Below are 25,451 nucleotides of genomic sequence, written 5' to 3'. Positions count from 1 at the left end.
CTTATTTTCGCTAATTTGTTTTCGAATCATATTTTCTGAATTTCTTTTTTCTTACACCTTCAGTGTAAATATTTTCCTCAATTTCTTTTAGGAACCTGATTTTTCGTTGATTGAGTATCAGGTTCTTTATGTTGTTTCGCACAAAATCGATCGGTGCAAGGTCGTTGGTTAATTTGTAATCATGAATGCTGACAAGATAATAATAATTTGAATCATTCATTTCATACAGGTCTTTTCGGCTCAGAAAAGTAGCATCGTCTTCCACCTCAACCGGGAAGTTATTTTTCAGGGCCTGGAAACTGATCCACTCATCGGCCGAGATATTAACCTTTTTTGCATACCGTCCGCAATAATCGCGTAGTTCGTCCAGTCCTTCGGGCGATGTGTCGGCAACCAGCCCTTTTACCAGTTCCGGATTTGCCAGATCGCCGGGAATCATTACAAATGTTGCTTTAACAATGCTGTAATTCAGGTTGAAATTTCCCTGGTTGTTGTTGTAATAAGTTTCAATCTGCTCTTCGGTAACAAGGGTATCCATTCGCTGTTTAATCAGCTCGTTTTTGTACTTGTAAATAATCAGCGAGTTACGGTATTCTTCCAGTTCTGCGGTTAAATCTTTTTGTTGGGCACTTAAGTTTTCGTCGGCTTTTTGTATCAGCAATTCCTGCTTAATCCATTTGTCGATGTAATCGTTGCTCATCGAAATGCTGTCTTCCGTGCTTATACCTTTTGGCAATATTTCCTGAACTTTCGATTGGTAAAGTACTTTCTCTCCAACGCTTGCAACCGGCTCATCGTTACTCTCCGACGAACATCCGGCAATTACAACTGCCAAAACAATGATAATACCATATGTGATTCGCTGTTTAAGCACCTTCGATGGTTTTTAGCAGTTTTTTATTCACTTTAACTTTGTGTTTCGATCGTAGCTCTTTGAGCCATTGTTCTTCCAAATAATTCTGATAGTCGGAGATAAATAATCCCCTAGCTTCATCGAGTGTTTTTGGTTCGGGATCAATTTTATCGCCACGAATAAATGTTGTAGCACTGTCAAAATTATCCGGGTCTTTGCCGTTCCAAACGTAATAATCAACAATAGGATTTTGGGCTTCTTCCCAGGCGCCGCTCTCAATCGAAATAAGTTCTTCGCCGTTGTTATTTATATGGGCCAGTACTTCATCAGCATTCATTCCGGCACCAAAAAGATCTTCAGCTTCCTCGCGAACCGACACATCGTTACAGCTAATTAAATAACCTTTAAAACGGTCGCCCCACATGTGCTTGTTCTTATCTTTTTCGTAGAACTTTTCCAATCCGGTTGTGTCTTGCGACGCATATTTCCAGATCTTTTCCTGCGAAATATTAAACAACAGAATTCCGTCGTGGTATTCGTTCATCAGGTAACGAAACTCAGGGTATTTCTCTTCCAGTTTCGAATCCTCGAGATTGGTAATCTCATCGCTTACCCAACGGTCGTAAACCGAAAGATAAGTGCCTGATTTTATTTTATTGTCCGCAACAAATGCTTCAAGCTCTTTTGGTCCAAATTCCTGATTGTCGATTGTAAATAAAGTAGTTGCAGGAAGATCGTTACTTTCAGTTATCTGAATATCGGCCAATTGAGCTTTTGCCGCTTCATCCTCCTGAAAGTTATATGCCGTTTTCAGTTTTTCGATAAATACCTTTTTACCGGATTCCAATCGTATTGGATCTTTTTTAATCTGGCTTTCGATGGTTGCCCGTGCTTCTTCAAACGGCGGAACCGGGCGTGCATTTAGGCGTTTTATAATGTGGTAACCAAAAGGAGTTTCAACCGGCTGAGTAAAATCGCCGTTGTTTTTTAACGTAAAGGCCGGATCCGAAAATTCGGCAACAATTCTTCCTGCTGCAAACCATGGCATTTCGCCGCCACGAACTGCAGAGCGACGGTCTTGCGATTCGTTTTTGGCCATTTCGGCAAAGTCGGCACCATCAAGCAACAGCTGGTAGATGGAGTCGATGGCTGCTTTTGCTTTGATTTTTTCAACCGCAGGAGCTTCGCGTGGAATATTTTTCATGATATGAGCCACCAGAATCTCACCTTTGTTCTGACGAACATCGTGAACTTTAATAATGTGGTAGCCAAAATCGGTTTTTACCGGATCGGAAATCTCTCCAACGGGTGTGTTAAAAGCGGCATCTTCAAAAGGAACTACCATTGTAAAAGCCGAAAAATATCCGAGTCGTCCTTTATTCGATTTTGCCGAAGGGTCTTCTGAATATTCGATAGCCGCTTCTTCGAATGATTTACCGGCGACTATCTCATTTCGAATCGCTCTTATTTTATCCAGTACCTCTTTTTTCTTTTGTTCCGAAGCATTGGCATCGACACGCAATAAAATATGGCTGGCATCAACTTCGAGCGTCATTCGCCGGTAGAGTTCTTCTACCTGATGTTCGCTATAATCTATATCGGTAAGATATGGGGCCGCAACTTCTTTCCGGTAACCAGCCAATTCGGTTATAAATGCCTGGCTGGTATCCATTTTTAAGGCTTCGGCCTCAACAACTTTAAGTTTAAAATTTATAAACAGGTCGAGGTATTCTTCCGGCGACTTTTTGTCTTCATTCGAATACAGGTTGCTGTTGTTTTTCTGGTAAATGTGTTCAAATTCATCTTTGCTTATTTCCTGGTTGCCAACTGTTAAGAGTACTTCCGACTGTTGGGCAAAAGCCGTCAGCGAAAAGACAACAAAAAGAACCAGCGAAAATAAAATCCTGTTCATTTTAAACTTTCGATTTAAGATTTGAACGAATATGCTTGTGTAGCTTTTAATCGTTTCTGCCGTTACTACAAGGCAGGCCGCTTTTATTGGCGGCTGCTGTAGTTCGGTGCTTCACGTGTAATGCTTACATCGTGCGGATGACTTTCCTGAACGCCGGCATTTGAAATTCGTGTGAATTTAGCTTCCTGTAAAAGTTTGATATTTCTTGCTCCACAGTAACCCATTCCGGCACGAATACCACCAAGTAATTGATAAAGCACTTCGTATAACGATCCTTTGTAAGGAACACGGGCAGCGATTCCTTCAGGAACCAGTTTTTTAATGTCTTCTTCCATGTCCTGGAAATAGCGGTCTTTCGAACCTTTTTGCATGGCTTCAACCGATCCCATTCCACGGTAAGCTTTAAATTTTCTTCCCTGGTAAAGGATGGTCTCACCCGGCGATTCTTCAACACCGGCAAATAATCCACCGGCCATCATCGAATCGGCACCGGCAGCCAAACCTTTTACAAAGTCGCCTGAGTAACGTAAACCACCATCGCCAATTACAGGAACACCTGCATCTTTAATGGCTTTTGAAACATTGTAAATAGCAGAAAGCTGAGGAACTCCAACACCGGCAATTACACGGGTGGTACAAATCGATCCGGGACCAATTCCAACTTTAACGGCGTCGGCACCGGCACTAACAAGTAGTTTTGCTGCTTCGGCAGTGGCAATGTTTCCGGCAACAACATCCTTCTCCGGATATTTTGCTTTAATACGTTTTAGCATGTCAACCACACCTTTGGTATGTCCGTGTGCAGTATCCAAAACAAGTGCATCAACCTGTGCTTTTACCAGTGCATCAACACGGTCTAGCGTGTCGCCGGCAATACCAACACCGGCAGCTACGCGCAAACGGCCTTTTTCATCTTTGCAAGCCAGCGGTTTATCTTTTGCTTTGGTAATATCTTTATAAGTTACCAGGCCAATAAGTTTGTTTTCCTTATCAACTACAGGTAGTTTTTCAATTTTATGACGCTGAAGAATTTCAGCAGCTTTGTGCAAGTCGGTTGATTCGGTTGTTGAAACCAGGTTTTCGCTGGTCATTACTTCCGAAATCGGACGGCTCATATTCAGTTCAAAACGCAAATCGCGGTTGGTAACAATACCTACCAGGTGTCCGTGTCCGTCAACAACAGGAATACCACCAATTTTGTATTTTGCCATAATATCAAGCGCATCTTTCACTTTTTTCTCAGGAGTGATGGTGATCGGATCGTAGATCATACCATTTTCGGCACGTTTTACAGTTGTAATCTGGTGTGCCTGCTCCTCGATCCCCATATTTTTATGAATTACACCGATACCACCTTCGCGTGCAATGGCAATCGCCATTTTGCTTTCGGTAACTGTGTCCATTGCTGCCGATAAAATTGGCGTGTTAATCACAATGTTTCTGGTAAATCTCGAAGATAGATCAACTTCGCGTGGTAATAACTCTGAATATGAGGGAATTAAAAGAACATCATCGAAGGTTAATCCTTCAAATTGAATTTTGTCTTCTAGAAACGACATGCCTAACTATTTTAATGTTTTTATTAAAGCGCAAAACTACAAAAAAATAGTGGACCAGAGCTGATTTATTTGCGCTGTGCCTACTTTTGAAGAATAAAAATTGTTAAAGGTTAAAATGATTTCTTAATTTGTATTAATGGAAGACTTCAGGCAGATACTTACCCGCTATTGGGGCTACCCCGATTTCAGACCGCTGCAGCTCGAAATTATCGAGTCTGTTGCAGCCGGTAACGACACGCTTGGATTAATGCCGACCGGCGGAGGAAAATCAATAACATTTCAGGTTTATTCGCTTTCGCAGGAAGGACTTTGTGTGGTGGTAACTCCATTAATTGCCTTAATGAAAGACCAGGTGGAAAGCCTGAATAAAAAAGGTATAAAAGCGCTGGCCGTACACAGTGGCATGTCGGCTCGCGAAATAAAACTCACGCTCGACAATGCGGTTTGGGGGAATTACAAGTTTTTGTATGTGTCGCCCGAACGATTGAATTCAGAACGGTTTCTGGAGCGCCTGGCGCAAATGAATATAAACTTGTTAACGGTTGACGAGGCACACTGTATTTCGCAATGGGGGTATGATTTTCGCCCGAGTTATTTGAGTATTATAAAAGTACGGGAGTTGCTGCCCAAGGTAAAAATACTGGCGCTTACAGCAACTGCAACACCAAAGGTGGCCGACGATATTCAGGACAAATTGGGTTTCAAAGAGAAGAATTTGTTAAAAATGTCGTTCCACCGCGAAAACCTGAGTTACTTGGTACGTCATGTTGAAAACAAAACGGGATATCTGCTTGATTCATTAAAAAAGGTAAAAGGTTCGGGAGTGGTTTATGTGCGCAGCCGGAAAGCCACGCGCGAAATTGCTGATGAGCTGAAACAGCAGGGAGTTTCTGCAAGTTATTACCATGCCGGTTTAAGCAATCTTATTCGTAGTTCAAGGCAAGACGACTGGCTTAGCGGAAGAACACGGGTGATTGTGGCCACCAATGCTTTTGGAATGGGGATTGACAAACCCAACGTTCGTTTTGTAATTCATATTGATTCGCCCGATTCGCTGGAAGCGTATTACCAGGAGGCGGGCAGGGCAGGCCGCGACGGGAAAAAATCGGCTGCGGTACTGTTATATAATAATGCCGATACCACAAAACTTAAAAAACACATCTCCGTTTCGTTTCCTGAAACCGATAATATAAAACGTATTTACGATTCACTTTGTAACTATTTTCAGGTTGCGGTGGGGCACGGAAAAGGGCAGGTGCACGAATTTAGTTTGCAGGGATTTGCGCAGGCTTATAAATTTCAGCAGGCGATGGTGTATAATAGCCTGAAAATTCTGCAACGTCAGGAATATCTCGAATTTACCGAGCAGGTTGATAGTCCGTCGCGGGTGTATTTCCCGATTTCGCGCGATGAATTATACAAATTCCAGGTTGCCAACGCAAAACTCGACGATTTTATAAAGCTGTTATTACGATCGTATACCGGATTATTTAGTGGTTATGTGGCCATCGATGAGGAGTTGCTCTCGAAACGTTCGGGGCTCAATCGCGAGCAGGTTTATAATTACCTCAAACATTTGCGCCAGTCGAAAGTACTCGATTATGTTCCAAGCAGTCAAACACCGTTTATCTATTTCACAAAAGAGCGGGTACATATCGATCGGATAAAAATATCGAAAGAGAATTACGATCTGCGTAAAAAGGATTACACCGAAAAAATAGAGTCGGTTATTCATTATGCAACCGATTCAACCACATGCAGAAGCCAGATTCTCTTGCAATATTTTGGTGAAACTGATGCTGCACCATGTGGCACTTGCGATATCTGCAAAGAAAAACAAACGCTGGCATTAAGCGATTACGAGTTCGAAACGGTAAGCAAAAAAGTAAAAAAACTTCTTGAGGATCCATGTACCTACGAAAATCTACTGTTTAAGTTAAAAGGTGAACAGCAAAAAATGCGCGAAGTGATTAAGTGGTTACTCGATAACAAAAAAATTATCTACCGCATTGATAATTTGTTGGAGTGGAAGGAGTAGCGGACTCAAGGCAAAAGTAGAAAGGCAAAAGGTAAAAAGGAAAAAGTTTCAAGTTTACTCATTTGCGCATAAACTCATTCACTTTCTTCCCTTACATTTTCTCAATCTCTTTCAATCTACCTCAATCTTTAATCCTTATCTCATAATTCTCCCGTTTCCATCTCTTTACTCTGTCTTAAAAATCTTTACTACTTTTGCAGCAGTTTTTTATTCGGAAAATTTAGATGCTCGTATGGATCAGATCGTATATTCAAAAAATGTTGTTGAATTTGTAACAGTGGCTAATGAGTACTGTTCTACCATCGAAAATGTGTCGCATCTAACTGCAGAAGAAAATCTTGCAAAGTTGCAAAAGTTACTGCCATTACTCTATTTGAAGGCTTCGGTTGTTGAGAAGATTGAAATGGTAATGGACGAGGAATTGGAGAAATTCGTAAACGAGCTCGACTATAATGTATTGCATCAGAAATGGTTGCAATTGTTGGGAGAGCACGATGGTTTTTACGAAGTTTTCGACCCGAATATTCAGTTTGGTGAAGAAACAGTTCGCGCCAGTATTTCTGAAAACCTGATGGACATTTATCAGGATTTGAAGGATTGTATCACAAATTACAGCATTGGTAACGAAGAAGTAATGAACGATACGATTTCGGAGTGTATCTACCATTTTGAGGAATTCTGGGGGCAGCAGCTGGTAAATGTTATGCGTGCAGTACACATGCTGGTATACAGCAGTGCCGATTTTTCGGAAAAAAGTAATAACGAAGAAGTGGTTCCGGGAAAAGGAAATCCGGCGTGGCTGGATAAATTCTGGGGAACCGATCAAGAGGAAGAATAAATGTTTAGAGAAAGTATATCAAACGACGAAATGTCGGGATTGCCGTTAAAACGGTTCGAAGGGCAGATTGTATTGGTCGACTCCTTACACCAGGTAAAACAGGCTATGAAGGAGTTGAATGGAGCAGATATTATTGGCTTTGATACCGAAACAAAACCTTCGTTTAAAAAGGGTGTGGTAAATAAAGTGGCCTTGTTGCAGTTATCAACGAAAGATAAGGCGTTTTTATTCCGCATTAACCGCATTGGTTTACCCCGCGAAATTGTGGAATTGCTGGCTAACGAAAGCATTATAAAACCGGGTGTTGCAATCCGCGACGACATTAAAGGGCTGCAGGAATTTGTGCCTTTTAAACCGGGTGGTTTTGTAGAGCTGCAGGATGAGGCCAAAGAAATGGGCATTCAGAATTTCAGCCTGAAAAAGCTGACAGCCATTGCCTGTGGTTTCCGCATTTCAAAAGGTCAGCAGCTTACCAACTGGGAAGCCGGTGAGCTAACAGAAGCACAACAATATTATGCAGCAACCGATGCGTGGGCTGCACTGGAAATTTTCGAGAACTTTTCAAAAAATTAGAGATGGCAAAAGAGTTTGTCAAAGTAGTATTAAAGTCGGGTAAAGACCAGTCATTACTGCGTTTTCACCCATGGGTATTCTCCGGAGCCATTAAAAAAATGTACGGAACGCCGGCCGAAGGCGAGCTGGTAAAAGTGTATTCAAATAAAGACCAGTTTTTAGGAATTGGGCACTACCAGGTGGGATCAATTGCCATTCGTATTGTGTCGTTCGAAGAGATTGAACCGGATTACGATTTCTGGAAAAGCAAAATAGAAAGTGCCTGGAATCTTCGGAAAAAACTGGGTTTTGAAAATAACCCCGAAACCAATGTTTTTCGTTTGATCCACGCTGAAGGAGACGGAATGCCGGGTCTGATCGTGGACTTCTACAACGGAACTGCGGTAATGCAAATGCACTCCATTGGAATGTATCTTATTCGCGAAGAACTGGTAAAAGCCCTGACGGAAGTGATGGGCGATCAACTAAAAGCGATCTATAATAAAAGTGAAAAAACCTTGCCGTTTAAAGCCGAAGTTAAATCGGAAGATGGTTACTTATTTGGCTCAGAATCGGAAACTGAAGTGAAGGAGTACGGCCTGCGTTTTAAAGTTGACTGGGAAAAAGGGCAGAAGACCGGATTCTTTGTCGACCAGCGCGAAAACCGAAAACTGGTACAGGATTATTCAAAAGACCGCGATGTGTTGAACATGTTTTGTTACACCGGTGGTTTTTCGTTTTATGCCATGAAGGGTGATGCCAAATCGGTGCACTCGGTTGATGCCTCGGCAAAAGCGATCGACCTTACTGATGAGAATGTGGAGCTTAACTTCCCGGGAGACAAACGTCATAAATCGACAGTGATCGATGGTTTTGAATACCTGAAAGACATTCAGGATAAATACGATTTGATTATTCTTGATCCGCCGGCATTTGCCAAACACCGAAATACGCTACCTCAGGCGTTAAAAGGGTACAAACGAATTAATACCCGCGCTTTCGAGCAGATTCGTAAAGGCGGAATTTTGTTTACTTTCTCCTGCTCGCAGGTGGTGTCGAAAGAGAAATTCAGGGAAGCAGTATTCTCTGCAGCAGCCATTGCCGGACGAAATGTTCGTATCCTGCACCAAATGAGCCAGCCAGTAGATCACCCGGTGAATATTTACCACCCCGAAAGTGAATACCTGAAGGGACTGGTTTTATATGTGGAGTAGGAGAGCAAGGCAAAATGAAAAAGTTAAAAGGCAAAAGAACCGATAAGTGATTGAGTTATTGAGCAAATGAGGACAAACTTTGTGTAACTCTGTGCTTCCTTTGTGAAACTTTGTGGTAAAATATAATTACAAAAAAATGCAAGAACTTACAGACAAGTATAACGCCCAACTGGCTGAAAAAACGATTGTAGAAAAATTACAATTCCTGGTTGAACAGCATCCGGGGAAAGTGGTATTTACAACAAGTTTTGGCTACGAAGATCAGGTGATCACCGATATCATTTTCAAAAACGATTTGCCCATAAATGTGGTTACTTTGGATACCGGGCGTTTATTCCCTGAAACATACAAAGTGTACCGCAGTACCCTCGAAAAATATAAGAAGCCGATTAAAGCCTATTTCCCGCCAACTGATGAGGTGGAAAAGTTATTGGAAGAAAAGGGACCTTTCAGTTTTTACGATTCGCTCGAAAACCGCAAAGAATGTTGTTACATCCGCAAGGTAATTCCGTTAAAACGTGCCTTGAAAGGAAACGAAATTTGGATTACCGGATTACGTGCCTCGCAGAGCGATAACCGCAGCGATATGAAATTTTTTGAGTACGATGCCGGTAACGATATTGTAAAATACAATCCGTTAATGGAGTGGAGCCTGGAAGAAACCATCGACTGGGTGAAGAAATACAACGTACCTTACAATGTGCTGCACGACAAAGGTTTTGTAAGTATTGGCTGCCAACCTTGTACACGTGCCATTCAGCCGGGCGAAGATTTCCGTGCCGGACGTTGGTGGTGGGAGCAGGGCTCCGGAAAAGAGTGTGGACTGCATTCGCTAAAGAAATAGATCTTAATTACAATCAGATATAAGGCACGGATTTTTCTGTGCCTTTTTTGTTGCGATTATTCTAGGACGAAGTCTAGCTTCCTGTTAAATAATCCCAAGTCGTTTGGCGTAAAGCAAGGCCTGTGTAGTATTCTCCGCTCTAGTTTTTCTGAGAATGTTTTGACGGTGGTTATTTACGGTGTTAACGCTGATAAATAATTTCTCAGAAATACTTTTACTATCGTAACCCAAAGCGATGAGTTCGAGCACTTGTCGTTCGCGTTTGGTAAGCAAATATTCTGTATTTGATTTTTCTTCGTCAGTTAGAAAGTGCAGTTTCCCGGTTTTTAAGTTGATCATTCGGCGCTGGCATTTTGAATTTGCAGCTTGTTCCGGTAACAGGTCGGATATAATCAGCGATAGCCACGAACGCCCGTTTTTGTCCTGTTCGAGAATAATCACCTGGTGCATGTAGCGCAGGTAATTTCCTTCCGTATTTCTAATCCTAAAATCGTAAACAAGTTTATAGTCCTTTTTCTCGTCAGCCGGTAACGATGCAAAAAAACGGTAGGTCAGGTTGTCGGTTTCCAAAACAAAAGAAAGATCATCCGGGTGAATGTTTTGGTAGATCAGATCTGCATCAAAATTTTTATGCTCATCCGATAATGCTTTGCCAAACAACTTTTGCTGCTCCGAACTTTTCAGCAGATAATTTCCTTTGTGCATATCGAAAATCGCATACATCGAACGTTCGGCTTCTGCCAAGCGTTGCAGCAACTCAATTTTAGGCCGAATCCGTTCGTAGTCGCTTTCGTCGACTGCACAATTGTGCGCCTCCATATTCTGCAACCGTGTTGTATTTAGCTGATCGGTACGATACGTCATAAAAATGATGAATAATCACTATTTCAATTTATAGTGGGCATAATAATTTTGTACTCAAAAATAACGAATTATTCAAGCCAAAGGAAATTGCAAATCGGATGTGAATTCGGAAAAGCTGATAAAAGACGAAAACATGAAAACAAAATCAACAATAATAAAAAGCCTTGTTTTACTTATTGGAGCAACAACAATAACATTGGCCGGTATTAACTGGGCAATTGCCTGGGCTGCCTGGTTGGCACCGGTATTTCTTTTGTATTATTTTCGGCGCGCCAGACGCTTCGATTTTGTATTTTTCTATCTACTTCTTTTTGTCTCGGGAATGCTTTCGCAAACCGGGAACAACCTTTTTCATCTTCCGGCAGTGGATGTTTTTAACGGTTTAAGCTTTTGCATTTTGTATAGTGTTGCTTACCTCGCCGATCGATTTTTATACAGCAAAGAAATGCCCTTTTATTATACACTTATTTTTCCTTCGGTTGCAGTGCTGGTAGAATTTGTTGCCAGTTTTGCCATTGGAACCTGGGGATCGGTTGCGCATACACAGTTTGATGTAAAACCCTTACTTCAGTTTAGTGCAATTGGTGGAATATTTGGTGTTTCGTTTTTGGTGCTTTGGTTTGCTCCGGTAGCTAACCGAATTATTGAAGACTACGATAACCGAAAAAAATGGCTCAGAGGAACACTTATTTATAGTGCAATAATTTGTGCGATTTTGGTGTATGGTAGTGTTCGCATGTTACTTCACAAACCTGAGGGTAATACGGTTAAAGTAGCTGCCATTTTAAGCGATACCGATATTCATGCTGTGGTGAAAAACGAAGAAGCAGCATTAAAAAAGCTGGTAGATGGATCAGGTTCTGAAATTCCAGCCGGATTGTTTTCTGATTCTGCAACTATTGAAATTATGATGACCAGAACACGTGAGGCAATTAATAAGGGGGCAAAAATTTTGTTGTGGAATGAGGCCGCTTTAATTCTCGGTCAGGAACAAAAGAAAGAGTTAGTAAATAAAGTGAGTAAATTTTGTACGGATGAAAATGTGTATATATTGATGGCTTTTCTTGAAAGCGGTATTAATTCAGAAGAGAAGCCATTTAATAATGTAGATCTACTGGTGGCGCCGGATGGTGAAATTGTATGGGAATATAAAAAGTCGTTTTTGCACCCTTATGCTGAAGCGCCAATTGTGAATAAAGGCGATTCAAAACTGCCCTATACCGATACTGAGTTTGGTCGCCTGGGTACGGTTATTTGTGCCGACCTGGATATGCCGCATTACCTGAAACAGGCGGGTGATGCAAATATTGATATCCTTTTGGTGCCGGCATTCGATTGGGAAGGAATTACACCTTTTCATGCCGAGATGGCTGTTGTACCGGGTATTCAGCATGGTTTCTCGGTTGTAAGGGCCAATGGAAAAGGTCTTACTACTTTCACCGATTATCTTGGAAATTCTCTGGCTTCTGCCAATAGTTTAACCGGTGGTGAAAAAATCGTTTATGCTGAAGTTCCGATACATTCCATCCGTACTATTTATTCGGTTTTAAACGACCTTGTAATCTATCTCGCGCTGCTTTACCTGATAGTTATTTTTCTGGGGCATCGGTTCTGGAAAAAGCAGAAATCCGTTTCAAAAATATGACTTTGCTAAATCAAAAAGCCCCGATCGATAATGGCATTATATCAACCGGGACTTTTAAAACGTATCAAATGTTAAACTAATTCAAATTAAAGTTGCAGCTTTTTCAGCAAGGCGGTTTTGTCTTGCACATCGGCGGTAATGGCATAAACCGAAATGGTTGCTCCCGATATGGAATCGATATCTTTGTCCACTTTCAGCGAGTCTTTTCCATCGTAACCGATAAACTGCTTTAGCCAACCTTTGGCGGTAATTTCCTGTCCGTGGGTGGCCTGGTAGTTAAATACTTTTACTTCCACAACATTTTTACCGGCGTCAAAAAGCATGTAATAATCGAAATACTCCGATTCTCCAATCGCCAAAACATCGTTAGGGCCTGAGCAACCACCGGCTCGGCAGCTGTGTACGCGTCCGACGTAAACGTATTTGTAACCGTTGTCGTTATTTTTATTTACCAGAAAATACTTTCCGTTTGAGGAAGAATAATCGGCCGAAAGAGCAAGCTCTTCAATACCCGAAAGTTCCTCAATACCCGATTTTTCGAGCGTTTTTACCAATGCCTTTGGTTGAAAATCTACCTCTTTTTGGGCAGAAACCAAACATGCACTTAGTAAAGCAACAAATAGTAATATTCCTGATTTGATCTTCATTAATTTACAGATTAAAACATTACACCAATTCCGGCACTAAACGTTTTTGCGTAGGTATCGGTGGCTGCGTTTTTAACAAACTGTACATCGGTTTTTACAACTGCTCCTTTTGTTAATGCCAGCGTAAGTCCGGTGGTAATTGCTGTTTTTTCGTAAGCCGCATTTTTTGAAATGTTCTCCTCAACCGAACTGTGCGTATTCAGAAACTCGTAACGAACAAACGGTACCAGTTGCAATTCGGTGTCTACCGAACGAAACACATTGTAAGCTGCTTCGGTGTAGTAACCGATCATTGCACTTCCCACGTCGTTCAGGCTGCCGTTGCTGCCAGTAAAAACATTGTATTCATCTGTATTTGACAATCCTGCATAATACAACTGACCACGCAATTGAAGTCCTTTTATGGTGTAGCGGGCATCAAGTCCCAGCATTGAAATACCTACAACCGATGAGTCGGCCACTGCGATGGCAGCGTCATTATCTTTATCGATGCCATCGTAAAGTTTACTCTGAGTTTTTCCGAGGTAAGCCGACAATCCGATATTTAGTCCGCGAATACCGTAATATTCTACTTTACCGGCAAAATTCGGAGAGCTTACAAACGATTCAGCGCCTTTTTGGCGGCCACTGCGCATTCCTTTTGCTCCACTTAATTTGGCAGAACCATCGTAGCCGTTAAAACCATTCATAACGTAAGCCTGGTATTTCAGAGAAGCCGGAAGAATTGTTCCGCTCAACCCAAAACCGATCTCACGCCAGGTTGTTGGCGTAATTGTATTATCCACCAAAGGGCGCTCAACTCCGTGAAAAGTTGTTGGCTCGTGGTACTCGTTAATAATTCCCATCGGCACCAGCATTAATCCTCCACGGAAATTAATGGCGTTGTTCAGCTTGTATTGCAAAAAGGCCTGTTCTACATAAACCTCCTTTACGTGCTCGTATTCAATTTCGGTGATAAACTGTGTTTTTTCGTTAAAGTTATAGCCCAAAAGCATCACCACACGGTGAACATCCAATTTTCCGTTGTTGTAGGTTGAACCCGATAAGGGCTGGTTGAAATGCACTTCACCGTAGCCTCCAATCAGCAGTTTGCTGTTTTGAGTTAAAAGGTTATCGGCAGAGTTGGTGTATTGATTGGTGGTATTTTCGGTCTCCTGAGCCCGGGTGATTAATCCGCCGGCCAGCAGCAGCGTAATCAGTAATAAACTTTTCATTTTTAGGTATTTCATTTCTTGTGATTTTGTCCTGCAAAATTACATTGGGGGCGTGAGGTGTGAAATCCCAAAAAATGGTGAATTTGTAAAATGCTACCTACTATTTGTGGTGATTGGGGATTAGATTACTTCGTTTCGCTGGTAATTATGAGGGAGAACCGGGGCAATCTTTCAACCCACGCGAAAGGATTCGCGCGGTAGCGGGGTAAACATAAGTCTAATTGTGGATAAGTTTCTGAAAAGGAGCAGATGAAAAGCGCTGTGCCTTTTCACAAACAAGCATGAACAAAGTGATAATTAGCATGTTGCTTGAAATAACAGCTTTTGTTTTGCATTCCGGCCGACCAGGTTCTCAACCGAAAGATGCTTCAGAATGCCAGACACATCAAACCAAATACTATGGAAGACACAGCTAAAAAAGGTATTTATAAAGTTAAACGCCGCGACTTTCTTAAAATCGGAGCGGTAAGTACCGGCGGTCTCTTACTGGGAGTTCCGTTGTCGTGTAACACCCGTAACCAGTATCTTACAGGAGATGCGGAGTCGGTATTTTCTCCCGGTGTATATATTCAGCTATTGGGTACGGGAGAAGTATCGTTATATGCACACCGCTCCGAAATGGGGACGGGTATTAAAACAACTTTGCCTTTAATAATTGCCGATGAACTGGAGGCCGACTGGGATAAAGTAAAAGTGGTACAGGCAACAGGCGATTATAAATACGGAGACCAGAATACCGATGGTTCGAACAGTATTCAGAAACATTTCGATTTATTACGAAAAGCAGGTGCAACAGCCCGCTTAATGTTAATAAAAGCGGCAGCATTGGAGTGGGGTGTTCCCGTTTCGGAATGTAAAGCTGAAAATCATACCGTTGTTCATCAATCGGGTAAGGTTTTTGGATACGGTTACCTGGCCGATAAAGCCTCGGCCCTAGAAATTCCTGATGATTCGGAAGTAAGCTTAAAAAGCGTAAAGGATTTTAACTACATATCAAAAAAATCATCGATTTATGATTTAAAGGATATTGTTAGCGGAAAAGCAGAATTTGGCATCGACGTTACTATTCCTGGGGCATTAATTGCTGTTATTGCACGAAATCCTGAAAATGGTGCAGGCATAAATTCGTTCAATGCCGAAAAGGCTTTGGCAGTTCCCGGTGTGGTAAGTGTATTTCAGCTGGAAACCACCGATTGGGCATTTGGTCTAGAGAAAGCACTGGGAGGTATTGCTGTTGTTGCCCAAAATACCTGGGCGGCTTTAAAAGCAAAAGACTTACTGGAAGTTGATTGGAAAAAGGGGGAACATGCCGCTTATGATTCAGAAGCGTATTGGGAACAGCAGCTACAAAATACAAAACGTAAGGGAATAGCAAAACGTAAGGAAGGAGACGTTGAAGCAGCTTTTAAAAATGCCAGTGAAATTGTTGAGGGATTCTACCAGGTACCGCATTACGCACATGCCACCATGGAACCACCTTGTGCAACGGTGCATTGCAAAACAGACGGAAGCATCGAAGTGTGGGCACCGGTTCAGTCGCCGCAATGGGCCCGTGGTGCTGTAGCACGCGCACTCAGTGTCGACGAAGAAAAAGTAAGGGTAAACGTTACCCTGCTGGGAGGTGGCTTTGGAAGAAAAGGCAAACCCGATTTTGTGGTGGAAGCAGCACTGGTTTCGAAAAAAATGAATAAACCGGTAAAATTGATCTGGACCCGGGAAGACGATATCCAACACGATTTTTACCATACCATAAGCTCGCAATATATCAAGGTGGGTATCGATGAAAATAATAAAGTAACAGCGTGGCTGCACAGGGCACTGTACCCAGGTATCGGCTGGGGGCCGAGTCAAACAATGCCGTCCATCGGTGAATTATGTCTGGGAATGCTTGATATGCCTTTCGATATAAAAAATGTACTGTGTGAAACCAATGATTCGGCAAAACACATTCGCTTGGGCTGGCTGCGGTCGGTGTCGAATATTCACCAGGCTTTTGCAATAAATTCAATGTTGGACCAGGTGGCCGAAAAACGTAAAACGGACCCGATTGAAAATGCACTGGAACTGATAGGCGAAGACCGGAATATTGATTTTGCCTCGAAAGTGGATGGATTTAGTAATTACCAGACAAATCCAGCGGAATACCCCCGAAGCACCAAACGTTTAAAAGATGTGATCCGAAAAGTACGTGAGCTGTCAAACTGGGGAGAAGCCCTGTCGGCCGGCCGGTTTCGCGGTTTTGCCGTTCATAGCAGCTTTTTAACTTATGTCGCTTGTGTGGTTGAAATTGAACTCGACAAATATAAGAATGTAAAGATCCCGAATGTATATTATGCTGTTGACTGCGGTATTCCGGTAAACCCTGACAGGATAAAAGCGCAGTTTGAAGGTGGTGCCGTTTTCGGAATTAGCCTGGCATTAAAAAGTGAGATTACCGTAAAAAACGGGCAGGTGGTTCAAAGTATTTCCATGACTATGAAGTAGCCCGAATGACCGATGCACCCGCTCAAACTCATGTACATATTATGGAAAGTGATGAAAAACCAACCGGTGTGGGAGAACCTCCGGTACCTCCCTTAATGCCGGCCTTATGTAATGCTTTGTACATGGCAACCGGAAGCCGAGTGACGAGGCTGCCCTTTCGGGGGTAAATCATAATTTTTGATTTTGGGTAGAACGATCACTTGTAAATGGTCGAGCGGTCCCGATGCAATCAGGAGCAATGAATAAGACACAAGTTTCAAGTTACAAGAAACGAGGTTCTAACCTCTAGCTACTATCTTCGCGCTTCCATCAGTATTCATTAACACTATCAACCTTTAACTGCCGCATGGCTTCACCTTCAGTAAGTTTGTAACTTATTTGTCGTGTGCCTCCTGTTGGGTTGGCGTTGGTGTCACCTTCATTATAAACCGGAAAATGTTGCACCAGCCGGTTCTCTACCACAGCAAATTCATCGTGTCCCATGTAACCTTTGTTCAATTCGCTGTTTTCTGCAATTGGCGGGAAATTCACCCTGCTCATCGACTTTAAATTATTTACTGAAAAAGCGAACGCATTGCCGTAACTCCCGCTGCCATCCGAGTGGGTATACACAAATAATTCGGGCGATCCGTCGGAATTCAGGTCTTCCACCTCGGCACCGGTTACCCGCGATCCTAAAATTTCAAAGGTTTCGTTATAGTCATGTGGCAAACCAAAGGTATTTACCGTAAAGGTGTTTTTATCGTTCTTCCCAATGGACGAAATAGTAAAACCAACGCCTTGTAAACGTAAAACCTTAATAAATGATGTTTGGTCCACCTGGTCGGCATCGAGCGGCTCTTTAATTTTTGTGTAGCTGCCTGCAAAAGTGGCACCTCCCGAGCAAAAGAAGTACAGCATGTTTTCGTCGGCCTCGTTTTTTGTGGAAATGGTAATAGCATTACCGGTAAATTGATAAACAATGGTTTTTCCGTCAATTACCGATTCATAGGTGTTTTCATCTGTTGGAAAGGCTTGCGCATCAAACGAGCAGGTAGGTTTTTTTATGTCGGCGCGCGAACGCACAGCCACCAAAATGGAATTGTCCGCACCTTGTTTTACCGTCACCGCCATCCAATCGTAACCCTCGTGACGTATAGAATACGTATCGTTTACATAATTGCCAAATATCGACTGTTCCGGCTTCTCAGCCAGCTGCCCTTGAGTGATGATTTTTTCGTCTTTATAAAAGGTAAAGTCCTTTCCTTTCGACCAGAAAACATAACCGTCGTCATCGGCATAACGTTCGCCGCTTGCAGCCCGGACACGATCCATCGTGTACTTTTTATTGTGGTCTACATCGCTTAAAATGATACCATTTCCGGTGTGTTGAAGCTCAAAGTTGTAGAAGTTATCTTCAGAAACAAATTTGAATATTTTTCCTTTTTGAGTTGGGTTTACAACTGTTGTGTTTTGCTGTTTTGGGTTATTACAACCAGTTATTAGCATCAGTGCAACGAGAGCAATCACGAGAGCGAAATCAACTTTCATAAATAGTTTCATTTTTAATCGTTTTGGCTTGTTGAAATTAAGGATTGTTTGGGTGGAATGAAAGTAATTTGGAAAGAAGTTGCTAGTTACAAGTAGTAGTCTATTCAATCTCGTAAAATCACGTATCCCCTCATTTACTCATCCCGTCATTCACTCATTCACCAAAATGTTCCTTCTTCAAAACTGTTAAAAGATGTTAGGCAAACTAGTATTGTATGGGGAAGTGCACAAGCTTATTGCCTATCTTAGTAATGTAAAAGCCCTATGATGAAAATAAAAATTACGATGCTGCTAATGGGATTGGTGTTTACGGTCCCGGCTGCGTTTGCGCAGGAATTATTTGGTGGTGAAGAAAATACCCTGGCCGATCACTGGGATTTGGGTGATCATGAACACGATGACAAAGATTTGTTTGTGATACGTACCTATAAACCGGTTTATGTGTTGGCGGCCAAAGTGTCGAACAATGTAAACCGCATGCCACACAGCGATAATCCTGATCGGAATGTTGATGAGCCCATCCCGCTGAATAAAACGGAACAGATGTTTCAGCTCAGTTTGAAAACGAAAGTTTTAAATGATGTTTTTGGCGGAGAACAAGGTGGTGATATTTGGGTGGGGTACACGCAGGCATCGTTTTGGCAGGTGTTTAATACCGACTTGTCGCGGCCATTTCGCGAAACCAATTACGAGCCCGAAGCGATGTTTATTTTCCCGGTTCGTTACCGGCTTTTCGGAATGAATGGAGTTTTTATGGGACTTGGTTTTAATCATCAGAGCAATGGTCGCGCCAATCCGCTGTCGCGCAGTTGGAACCGCGTTGTGGCACAAGTTGGGATGGAAGGCAAAAACACATCGGTGGTGTTTAAACCTTGGTGGCGATTACCTGAAAAGGAGGCCGACGACGATAATCCCGGAATTGAAAATTATCTCGGGCGCAGCGAATTGCTGGTGGCCTGGAAAAAAGGAATTCATTCGGTTAACTGCACTGCCCGACACAGTCTTCGTCTTGGCGATAACAACCGTGGCAATATCAGGTTGGCTTATTCCATAAATATTGTAGATAACCTGAAATTCCATGCCCAGGTATTTACCGGTTATGGCGAAAGTATGATCGATTATAACCACCGGCAAACAGTTGTTGGTTTTGGGTTGTCGTTGGTGGAGTGGTAGGGGGATTAAGGCAAAAGATTAAAGTTAAAAGTCAAAAGGCTAAAGTTGGGAACAGCTGTCATCTCGACGAAGTATGAGGAGAGATCTGTTGCATGGAGCTGGCTTCGAGCCAGTAATTTCAACCTGAGAATAGAAATCAAAACCTTATGTAATTTCAACGAACTATGAGGAGAAATATGCTATGATGAGTGAGATTTCTCGGTCGTTCCTTCATCGAAATGACAGCTTAATTGCATTTCTTCAGTCAATACTTCTATTCCTTATTAATTAAACGAGGCAGGGCAATGTTAAAACGAATGGCCAAAAGACGAATGGCAATAATGGAAGATACAGTTGCTGTTTCGCAGATTACTTCGGAAACGCCCAGTCGGCTGAGGAGAAGGTAAACCAAAGCTCCTGCAATACAGGCGGTGGCATAAATTTCGCGGTGAAAGATCAACGGTACTTCATTACAAAGAATATCCCGGATAACGCCACCCACCACTGCCGACGATAATCCCATCAGCACGGCCATCGACGGATCGATATTAAAAAGCAAAGCCTTTTTTAATCCCAATAAAGTAAAGGTGGCAATTCCAATGGTATCGAATAGAAAAAGTGTGCGTTTTAGTTTCATCACATGCCGGCGGAAAATAATGGTTACCACAACGGCGGCAATGATCATCCAGAAATAATTGTTGTTTTGCATCCATGCTACGGGTGTGTCGCCCAGCATCAGATCGCGCATAGTACCACCGCCAATAGCCGTTACAAAACCAATTACAGTGGCTCCAAAAAAGTCGAGACGTTTGTCGGCAGCCGTCAGCGTACCACTTATCGCAAATACAAATGTTCCGATGTAGTCAAACCAAAGAAGTAGATCCATACTGCAAAACAACAAAAAAATGATTAATCTACCTTAATGTTGTATTTGCCTAATAATCCGGGAAGCATATCCAGTGAAAAATGTGCTCCGGCCAGTTGATTTTGCTCCGGATCGAGCATCAGGTTGATCGAAGTTCGCAGGTCGGCTTTTTCCAATTTGCTAAAGCTAAAAATTGCACCGGCCAGATCGCATTCAGCAAAAACCGCTTTTGTAAGGTCGGTTTCGTTAAAATCAACCTCGTGCATGGTACAACGGTTAAAGCGGGTTCCTTTAATTTTAAGTTGGTAAAACGAAGCGTAATTCAGTATACAGCCGGTGAAATTGAATTCAAGCAAAAAAGGATTACACTCATCGAATTGCAAACCCATCAGTTTGCAGTTTTTAAAACTCACATTTTTAAAGGCGGTATTTGTAATTTTGGTGTTGCTGAAATCGCAGCCCTCGAAAGTGCATTCTTCAAAGCAGTAGTTACTTAGGTTGGTCCCCGAAAAAATACAGTTCGAAAAATTACAATTTTCGTAATCGGCCTCATTCAGCCCTTTTTCCGAGAAATCCTCGTTTTTAAAATCTTTATCGGTAATGTATGTCATTTATAATTTTTAAGGCAAAAGTAGAAATAGAAAGGCAAAAGTAAAAAAGCCACTAGCTATAAGTTTCGAGCCGCGAGTACGATTTAGCAATTTGTCAATAATGAAAAAATAACCACAAAGTTGCACTGAGGAACCACAAAGTTTCACAAAGAAGAAAGTTCAAGGATTTGAGTTCAAAGTGTAGTTTTTCAATTTCACAATTCAGCAATTTATCAGTTTATCAATTTCAGATAACTCGGCCTTTGGATTTATGCATTCAAGTATCAAGTCCTTCAGCTCATCAATCCCTCAATATCTTGTAAATCGGTCGAATACTTCAATTACAGGTTGAACGTTTCCGTCGGCATCAAAATAGGTGCGGTAGCCAAATCCTTTGTTTTCCACAGCCGGTTCCCACCAAAAAACGCCGGTACCCAAGCCATTTGGAACATTCAGTACCACACGGTTCACTTCTTCCAGAAACTGGCGTTGTCCTTCTGGCGATTCGGCAAAAGGTGCCGGTTTATCGATGTATTCGGCCGGTGCAAAATTGTAGGCGGCTTCCACCACAATAATTTCTTTTTGGTAGGCGCGTGCCATAAAGTTGAGTGTTTCACGCAGATCGAGTATTGAGCCGTGCCACCACGGATAATACGATTGTCCCATTACATCAAAATCCACTCCGTACGAAAGGAGCTTGTCGAACCAGTATTTGGTGAATTCCTTATCGCCGCCTTTGTCGATGTGGATCATAATCTGCGGACAGGGAGTATTCCCGCAGCTGGCATAAACGCCATTAATTCCGGCCTGAATCAGCTCTGCCAGGTTGTCCCAGTTATCGGGCAGTTTGCCGTCGGGCCAAAGCATGCCGTTACTTATTTCGTTACCCACCTGCACCATGTCGGGGAAAACACCGGCTTCGCGAAAAGCGATCATGGTTTGTCGGGTGTATTCGTAAACCGAGTCCACAAGCGTTTCGTGCGAAAGTCCTTCCCAGGCTTTTGGAATGAACTGTTTTGCGGGATCGGCCCAGGTATCGGAATAATGGTAATCGAGCAGAAATTTAAATCCATTCTCTTTAGCCATTTGAGCAGTGGCAATGGTATATTCTAAATTATTGGGTAGTTGTGTGGGAGTGTGGAACAAGCGCAGACGTATCCAGGTGTAGCCGTGGTCTTTGAAAATTTCTATGCCTTTTTTTGCTACTCCGTTTTCTTTAAACTCAAAACCGTTGTCTTCGGCTTGTTTTAAAAACGAGAGGTCGGCACCAACGGCATATTCCTGTGCTTTTGTTGAGAAATTGAATACAACAATTAAAAAAAGAACGGTAAGAAATATTCTTTTAATAAAGTATGGTTTTGATGATTGCATTGTAGTATATTTTGTTGGTTTTAGATGCTTAAAGTTAACCGATTTTTCGATTGAAAAACAATTGAATGACTTTAATCGATTGCAGCAATTTCAATGGTTTTACCCATAAAACTTACCTTGTCGCCAACGGTTTTGTTGTGCAAAGCTTTGCCAATGGGCGAAGCCAGCGAAATGCAAAAGCAGCTCGTTTCTTCTACGTCGATCTTGCCAAGGGCGGTAGAAATAAAATACAGAATATTGCCGTCGGAAACCAGGCTGCCAAATTCAACTTTATCAAATTTCTTCTTCAGGTTGATGTTTTCCAGCTCGGTTTTTAATTTTTCAGCTTTGTGCAGTTGAATACGGTTTTTTTCCACTTCCTGCTGCATCAGTGTTCGTCCGGTCTCGTATTTGTCGCCAACACTGCTTTTTGTTTCGTTATCGCGCGACTCTTTTGCCGCTGCAATTGCCACTTGCGCCAGTTCAATACGCTCGTTTATAAGCGTCATAATTTTGGTATAAATCTTTTCTTTGATCATTTTATTCAAAACGAACAAAGATACAAAGCTTAACTGTTTTCATGCAGCTTGCCAATAACTATTTAAGGTGCTAATTTTCCCGAACTAACTTACAGGAAATTGAATGTAGAATGTTGTCCCCGCTTCTTCAGAACTTGTAAAACCGACGTTGCCTTTCAGGTATTTTTCGCCAAACAATTTCATGCTGTAGGTACCCAAACCACGTGCTCCGCCTTTTGTCGAAAAGAAACGTTTAAAGATTTGGTCTTTATTTTCTTTGGGGATGATGCTATTGTTGTGAACCGAAAGTTCAATAACATTTTGTCGTTTTTTGCACATCAGCGTGATCATATCGTGAGGTACGTTCGTCTCGATGGCATTTTTTAACATATTTCCAAGAATGCGTCGTAGCAAAACAGGGTCGGTGGTCATCGTGCAATTAACCGACTCGGTGCTGATATGGATAGGTTTGCCGGCATTTAATTCATGTTTGGCATAAGTTTTTTGCAAATCAGTAAGAAAATTACTGCTGTTTATCTCCTTCATTTGCATATGAAGTTCGCCTCTTTCTGCGGCTCCCAATTCGCGCTGTATCTGAATTTCTTCGATAAGGCTTTGCGAAGCATCTTCAATCGTTGCGGCAATGTCTTTTATCATATCAGGGTCGTCAATCTCTTTTAAAATTGATGATAATCCGGAAATTGCACCTGCACTGTTTAGCAAGTCATGAATAAAAACCCTTTCCAACGAGATTCTTCGTTTTTGGGCGCTGATATCATTTACCGAAAAAATTGTCAGTTTCTCATCGTCCAGAATTAAAGGATTGGCTGTCACTTCAAGATCCAGCGCATCATTGTCCTTTGTTAAAATCTGACATTCTTGTGTAGAACGAATTCCTTTATGCGACTCGAGGATCGCATTAACTGCTCCGCACGATTTACAGGATTCAGAAGTTCCGCAACCTGCAGACGATTTAAAAGCATTGGCACAATTGAAGGTTTCTCCCGGGCGTTTTCCGATTATCGGATCGTGATTCAGATTCGCACAAAAATCCTTGTAGCTTTTGTTGGCGTACACAACCTGACGGTGCCTGTTTAAAATAAGCACCATTTGCGAAATCGATTCCACAAAATTGACAAGTTGTTTATTTTCAAGAATTGTTTTGAATTGACTTTCAAGCTGCCCGTTTGTATAACGCATGGCCGGAGCATAGCTCGTTAAGGTTTGTTCTTCAAGCATGAGTACGTCCTTTCAATAAATGGTTTGCACCGCAAATTTAATTAAAGTGTTGAAGAAATGAAACCTTTGGGGCTGATTATTAGGTAAATATTGCTGATTTTTAACTCAGCCCTACCAAGACTATTCGCATAAATTATTCGCGATGTAAAATAAAAAGGGCAGATCGTTTTCCGATCAGCCCTTGCATTATGCTAATGATAACTAAATCTTAGTTTGCTTTTTTTGCCCAGGCAGCGCCAAGTGGCAAAACTGTTTTCCCGGCAAGATCGTTGATAATGATGGCCGCCATCATGTACCAAGCCGAAAGTGCACAGAAAATTAATTCGTAACCGGCAATTACGTTAATTTTTGGAGAACCAAAGTGTCCAGCAATCAACAGAATAAACCCAATCTCCAATAAAATGAAGGTAACGGCCATCGCTTTGTGTACATAGAACGATGCTGCTAACATAATACAGGTATACAAGGCCCAGGCAACCAAATACCAACCCACATCGGTATGCGATGCTGCGTAAATGTTAAAATGGTTAAGTAACCAGATAATTCCCAGACCGATCCAAAACGAACCATAAGCAACAAAGGCACTGAAACCAAAGTTATTGCCCACTTTTTGTTCCATAAATCCGGCAATCATTTGTGCCAGTCCACCAAAAATAAAGCCCATGGCTAATACCGGGCCAATGCCCAACAGTCCGATGTTGTGAATTTGCAGTAAAAGGGTAGTTAATCCGAACCCGGCTAAACCTACAACTGCCGGATTTCCAATTTTTTGAGTACTCATTCTTAAATGTTTAAATAAATGAAATTTTTAGCCCGCGAAAATAGGTTTTCAGTTGTAAGAGCCTGCTTAATAATTATTATTAATTGACGGGTTTAATGTTTTATTGATTTTGCCTTGTGAGTTACTTCGAAATTTAACCGCTTTCTTTAAAATTTGAGGTTAACCAACAACAGGAATTCATGGCGCGATGACAAAAAAATACCACCTCAACTAAAAAAAATGTCAAGGTGGTAAATGTGTTGAAAAGTGGTACTAATTATAGGATTTTAAAATCTATTGTTTCTGAATTTTTACCATCCACTTTGTATCCGTATTTGCATTATAAAGTGTTAGTATATAAACCGCAGGTCGCAAGTGCGACAGGTTGATTTGTACAGACTGACCGGGAATTATTGTCTCCTCGGAATTGTAAAATTGTTGTCTGCCGCTAATGTCGGTAACAAGTAAGCGGTACACACCGGTTACATCTGTCTTTAGTTGCACATTTACTTCGTCTCTGAACGGATTTGGAAAGACTTTTAGCCGGGAATCGCCCCTTAGTTGATCATCCAAATCTGTTTCAGGAAGTGTGACAAGATAGATTTCTCCAATTCTCCATTTCGAAATGTTTACCGGAGAAGCTGTCATTTTTACTTCTGTTTTATTTCCTGCCGTGGCAACTATTGGGCTGTTAATCGTAATTTTTTGACCAATAGCGAGGTGAAAACAGAAGAGCGTAAAAAGTAACAATAAACTGTGTTTCATGTTAATTGTTTTTATCTT

General features: G+C 41.9%; 22 protein-coding genes. 8 read left to right on the top strand and 14 right to left on the bottom strand.

All coding sequences use genetic code 11. The features are described 5' to 3' along the window. Nucleotides 1-10 precede the first annotated feature (10 nt). The 3 genes from SLH46_RS14380 to guaB all read right to left on the bottom strand — a co-directional run bounded on the left by SLH46_RS14380 (nt 11) and on the right by guaB (nt 4,324). Complete coding sequence (locus tag SLH46_RS14380; protein ID WP_320281903.1) at nt 11-874, bottom strand: hypothetical protein; 864 nt, start codon at nt 872-874, stop codon at nt 11-13. Beyond that, nucleotides 867-2,765 (bottom strand): foldase protein PrsA, encoded by a 1,899-nt coding sequence (locus SLH46_RS14375; RefSeq protein ID WP_320281902.1) that lies wholly within the window; start codon nt 2,763-2,765, stop codon nt 867-869. Before SLH46_RS14375 ends, SLH46_RS14380 begins: the two co-directional genes overlap by 8 nt. Nucleotides 2,766-2,848: 83 nt before the next feature. After that, nucleotides 2,849-4,324 (bottom strand): IMP dehydrogenase, encoded by a 1,476-nt coding sequence (guaB, locus tag SLH46_RS14370; protein ID WP_320281901.1) that lies wholly within the window; start codon nt 4,322-4,324, stop codon nt 2,849-2,851. Between the two features lie 136 nt (nt 4,325-4,460). Between guaB and SLH46_RS14365 the strand changes: the two genes are divergently transcribed. From SLH46_RS14365 to SLH46_RS14345, 5 genes are all read left to right on the top strand, one after another. After that, a complete protein-coding gene (locus SLH46_RS14365) occupies nt 4,461-6,362 on the top strand; it encodes a RecQ family ATP-dependent DNA helicase (RefSeq protein WP_320281900.1) in 1,902 nt (633 codons plus the stop codon). Nucleotides 6,363-6,594: 232 nt separating this feature from the next. Next, on the top strand, nt 6,595-7,200 hold the full coding sequence (locus SLH46_RS14360; protein WP_320281899.1) for a DUF5063 domain-containing protein: 606 nt from the start codon (nt 6,595-6,597) through the stop codon (nt 7,198-7,200). Next, nucleotides 7,201-7,773 (top strand): 3'-5' exonuclease, encoded by a 573-nt coding sequence (locus tag SLH46_RS14355; RefSeq protein ID WP_320281898.1) that lies wholly within the window; start codon nt 7,201-7,203, stop codon nt 7,771-7,773. 2 nt (nt 7,774-7,775) lie between these two features. Further along, nucleotides 7,776-8,966, top strand: a complete 1,191-nt coding sequence (locus tag SLH46_RS14350; protein ID WP_320281897.1) for a class I SAM-dependent rRNA methyltransferase — start codon at nt 7,776-7,778, stop codon at nt 8,964-8,966. A 136-nt stretch (nt 8,967-9,102) separates the two neighbouring features. Then, a complete protein-coding gene (locus SLH46_RS14345) occupies nt 9,103-9,810 on the top strand; it encodes a phosphoadenylyl-sulfate reductase (RefSeq protein ID WP_320281896.1) in 708 nt (235 codons plus the stop codon). Between the two features lie 84 nt (nt 9,811-9,894). Here SLH46_RS14345 and SLH46_RS14340 read toward each other — a convergent pair whose 3' ends face one another. After that, a complete protein-coding gene (locus tag SLH46_RS14340; RefSeq protein ID WP_320281895.1) occupies nt 9,895-10,674 on the bottom strand; it encodes a response regulator transcription factor in 780 nt (259 codons plus the stop codon). A gap of 133 nt (nt 10,675-10,807) precedes the next feature. Here SLH46_RS14340 and SLH46_RS14335 point away from each other — a divergent pair, with 133 nt between their 5' ends. Then, on the top strand, nt 10,808-12,319 hold the full coding sequence (locus SLH46_RS14335) for a nitrilase-related carbon-nitrogen hydrolase (RefSeq protein ID WP_320281894.1): 1,512 nt from the start codon (nt 10,808-10,810) through the stop codon (nt 12,317-12,319). An 86-nt stretch (nt 12,320-12,405) separates the two neighbouring features. On the opposite strand, the gene SLH46_RS14330 is transcribed toward SLH46_RS14335, so the two are convergent. Continuing rightward, nucleotides 12,406-12,966 carry an FMN-binding protein gene (locus tag SLH46_RS14330; RefSeq protein WP_320281893.1) on the bottom strand — a complete coding sequence of 187 codons (561 nt, stop codon included), beginning with the start codon at nt 12,964-12,966 and terminating at the stop codon, nt 12,406-12,408. A gap of 11 nt (nt 12,967-12,977) precedes the next feature. Next, entirely contained in the window at nt 12,978-14,180 is a 1,203-nt protein-coding gene (locus SLH46_RS14325; protein ID WP_320281892.1) for a hypothetical protein, read from the bottom strand. Between the two features lie 399 nt (nt 14,181-14,579). On the opposite strand from SLH46_RS14325, the gene SLH46_RS14320 reads away from it, so the two are divergent. Further along, entirely contained in the window at nt 14,580-16,664 is a 2,085-nt protein-coding gene (locus SLH46_RS14320) for a xanthine dehydrogenase family protein molybdopterin-binding subunit (protein WP_320281891.1), read from the top strand. A gap of 309 nt (nt 16,665-16,973) precedes the next feature. Here SLH46_RS14320 and SLH46_RS14315 read toward each other — a convergent pair whose 3' ends face one another. Next, nucleotides 16,974-18,206, bottom strand: a complete 1,233-nt coding sequence (locus SLH46_RS14315; protein WP_320281890.1) for an MliC family protein — start codon at nt 18,204-18,206, stop codon at nt 16,974-16,976. Between the two features lie 255 nt (nt 18,207-18,461). On the opposite strand from SLH46_RS14315, the gene SLH46_RS14310 reads away from it, so the two are divergent. Further along, complete coding sequence (locus SLH46_RS14310; RefSeq protein ID WP_320281889.1) at nt 18,462-19,367, top strand: phospholipase A; 906 nt, start codon at nt 18,462-18,464, stop codon at nt 19,365-19,367. A gap of 253 nt (nt 19,368-19,620) precedes the next feature. Here the strand turns inward: SLH46_RS14310 and SLH46_RS14305 are convergent, their stop codons facing one another. The 7 genes from SLH46_RS14305 to SLH46_RS14275 all read right to left on the bottom strand — a co-directional run bounded on the left by SLH46_RS14305 (nt 19,621) and on the right by SLH46_RS14275 (nt 25,433). Next, on the bottom strand, nt 19,621-20,232 hold the full coding sequence (locus tag SLH46_RS14305; RefSeq protein WP_320281888.1) for a trimeric intracellular cation channel family protein: 612 nt from the start codon (nt 20,230-20,232) through the stop codon (nt 19,621-19,623). 23 nt (nt 20,233-20,255) lie between these two features. Then, on the bottom strand, nt 20,256-20,822 hold the full coding sequence (locus tag SLH46_RS14300; protein WP_320281887.1) for a pentapeptide repeat-containing protein: 567 nt from the start codon (nt 20,820-20,822) through the stop codon (nt 20,256-20,258). A 288-nt stretch (nt 20,823-21,110) separates the two neighbouring features. Next, on the bottom strand, nt 21,111-22,172 hold the full coding sequence (locus SLH46_RS14295; protein WP_320281886.1) for a glycoside hydrolase family 53 protein: 1,062 nt from the start codon (nt 22,170-22,172) through the stop codon (nt 21,111-21,113). 71 nt (nt 22,173-22,243) lie between these two features. Next, on the bottom strand, nt 22,244-22,690 hold the full coding sequence (locus SLH46_RS14290; RefSeq protein WP_320281885.1) for a hypothetical protein: 447 nt from the start codon (nt 22,688-22,690) through the stop codon (nt 22,244-22,246). Between the two features lie 84 nt (nt 22,691-22,774). Then, a complete protein-coding gene (locus SLH46_RS14285) occupies nt 22,775-23,908 on the bottom strand; it encodes a sensor histidine kinase (RefSeq protein WP_320281884.1) in 1,134 nt (377 codons plus the stop codon). 208 nt (nt 23,909-24,116) lie between these two features. After that, the gene (locus SLH46_RS14280; protein ID WP_320281883.1) at nt 24,117-24,689 is read right to left on the bottom strand and encodes an acetate uptake transporter; all 573 of its coding nucleotides are present in this window, start codon (nt 24,687-24,689) and stop codon (nt 24,117-24,119) included. Nucleotides 24,690-24,962: 273 nt separating this feature from the next. Next, entirely contained in the window at nt 24,963-25,433 is a 471-nt protein-coding gene (locus SLH46_RS14275; protein WP_320281882.1) for a T9SS type A sorting domain-containing protein, read from the bottom strand. Nucleotides 25,434-25,451: the final 18 nt, after the last annotated feature.

This window comes from Draconibacterium sp. IB214405 (assembly GCF_033963885.1).
Classification (GTDB): domain Bacteria; phylum Bacteroidota; class Bacteroidia; order Bacteroidales; family Prolixibacteraceae; genus Draconibacterium.
Note: the sequence above shows the minus strand (reverse complement) of the source record. Positions and strands in the feature narration are given on the sequence as shown.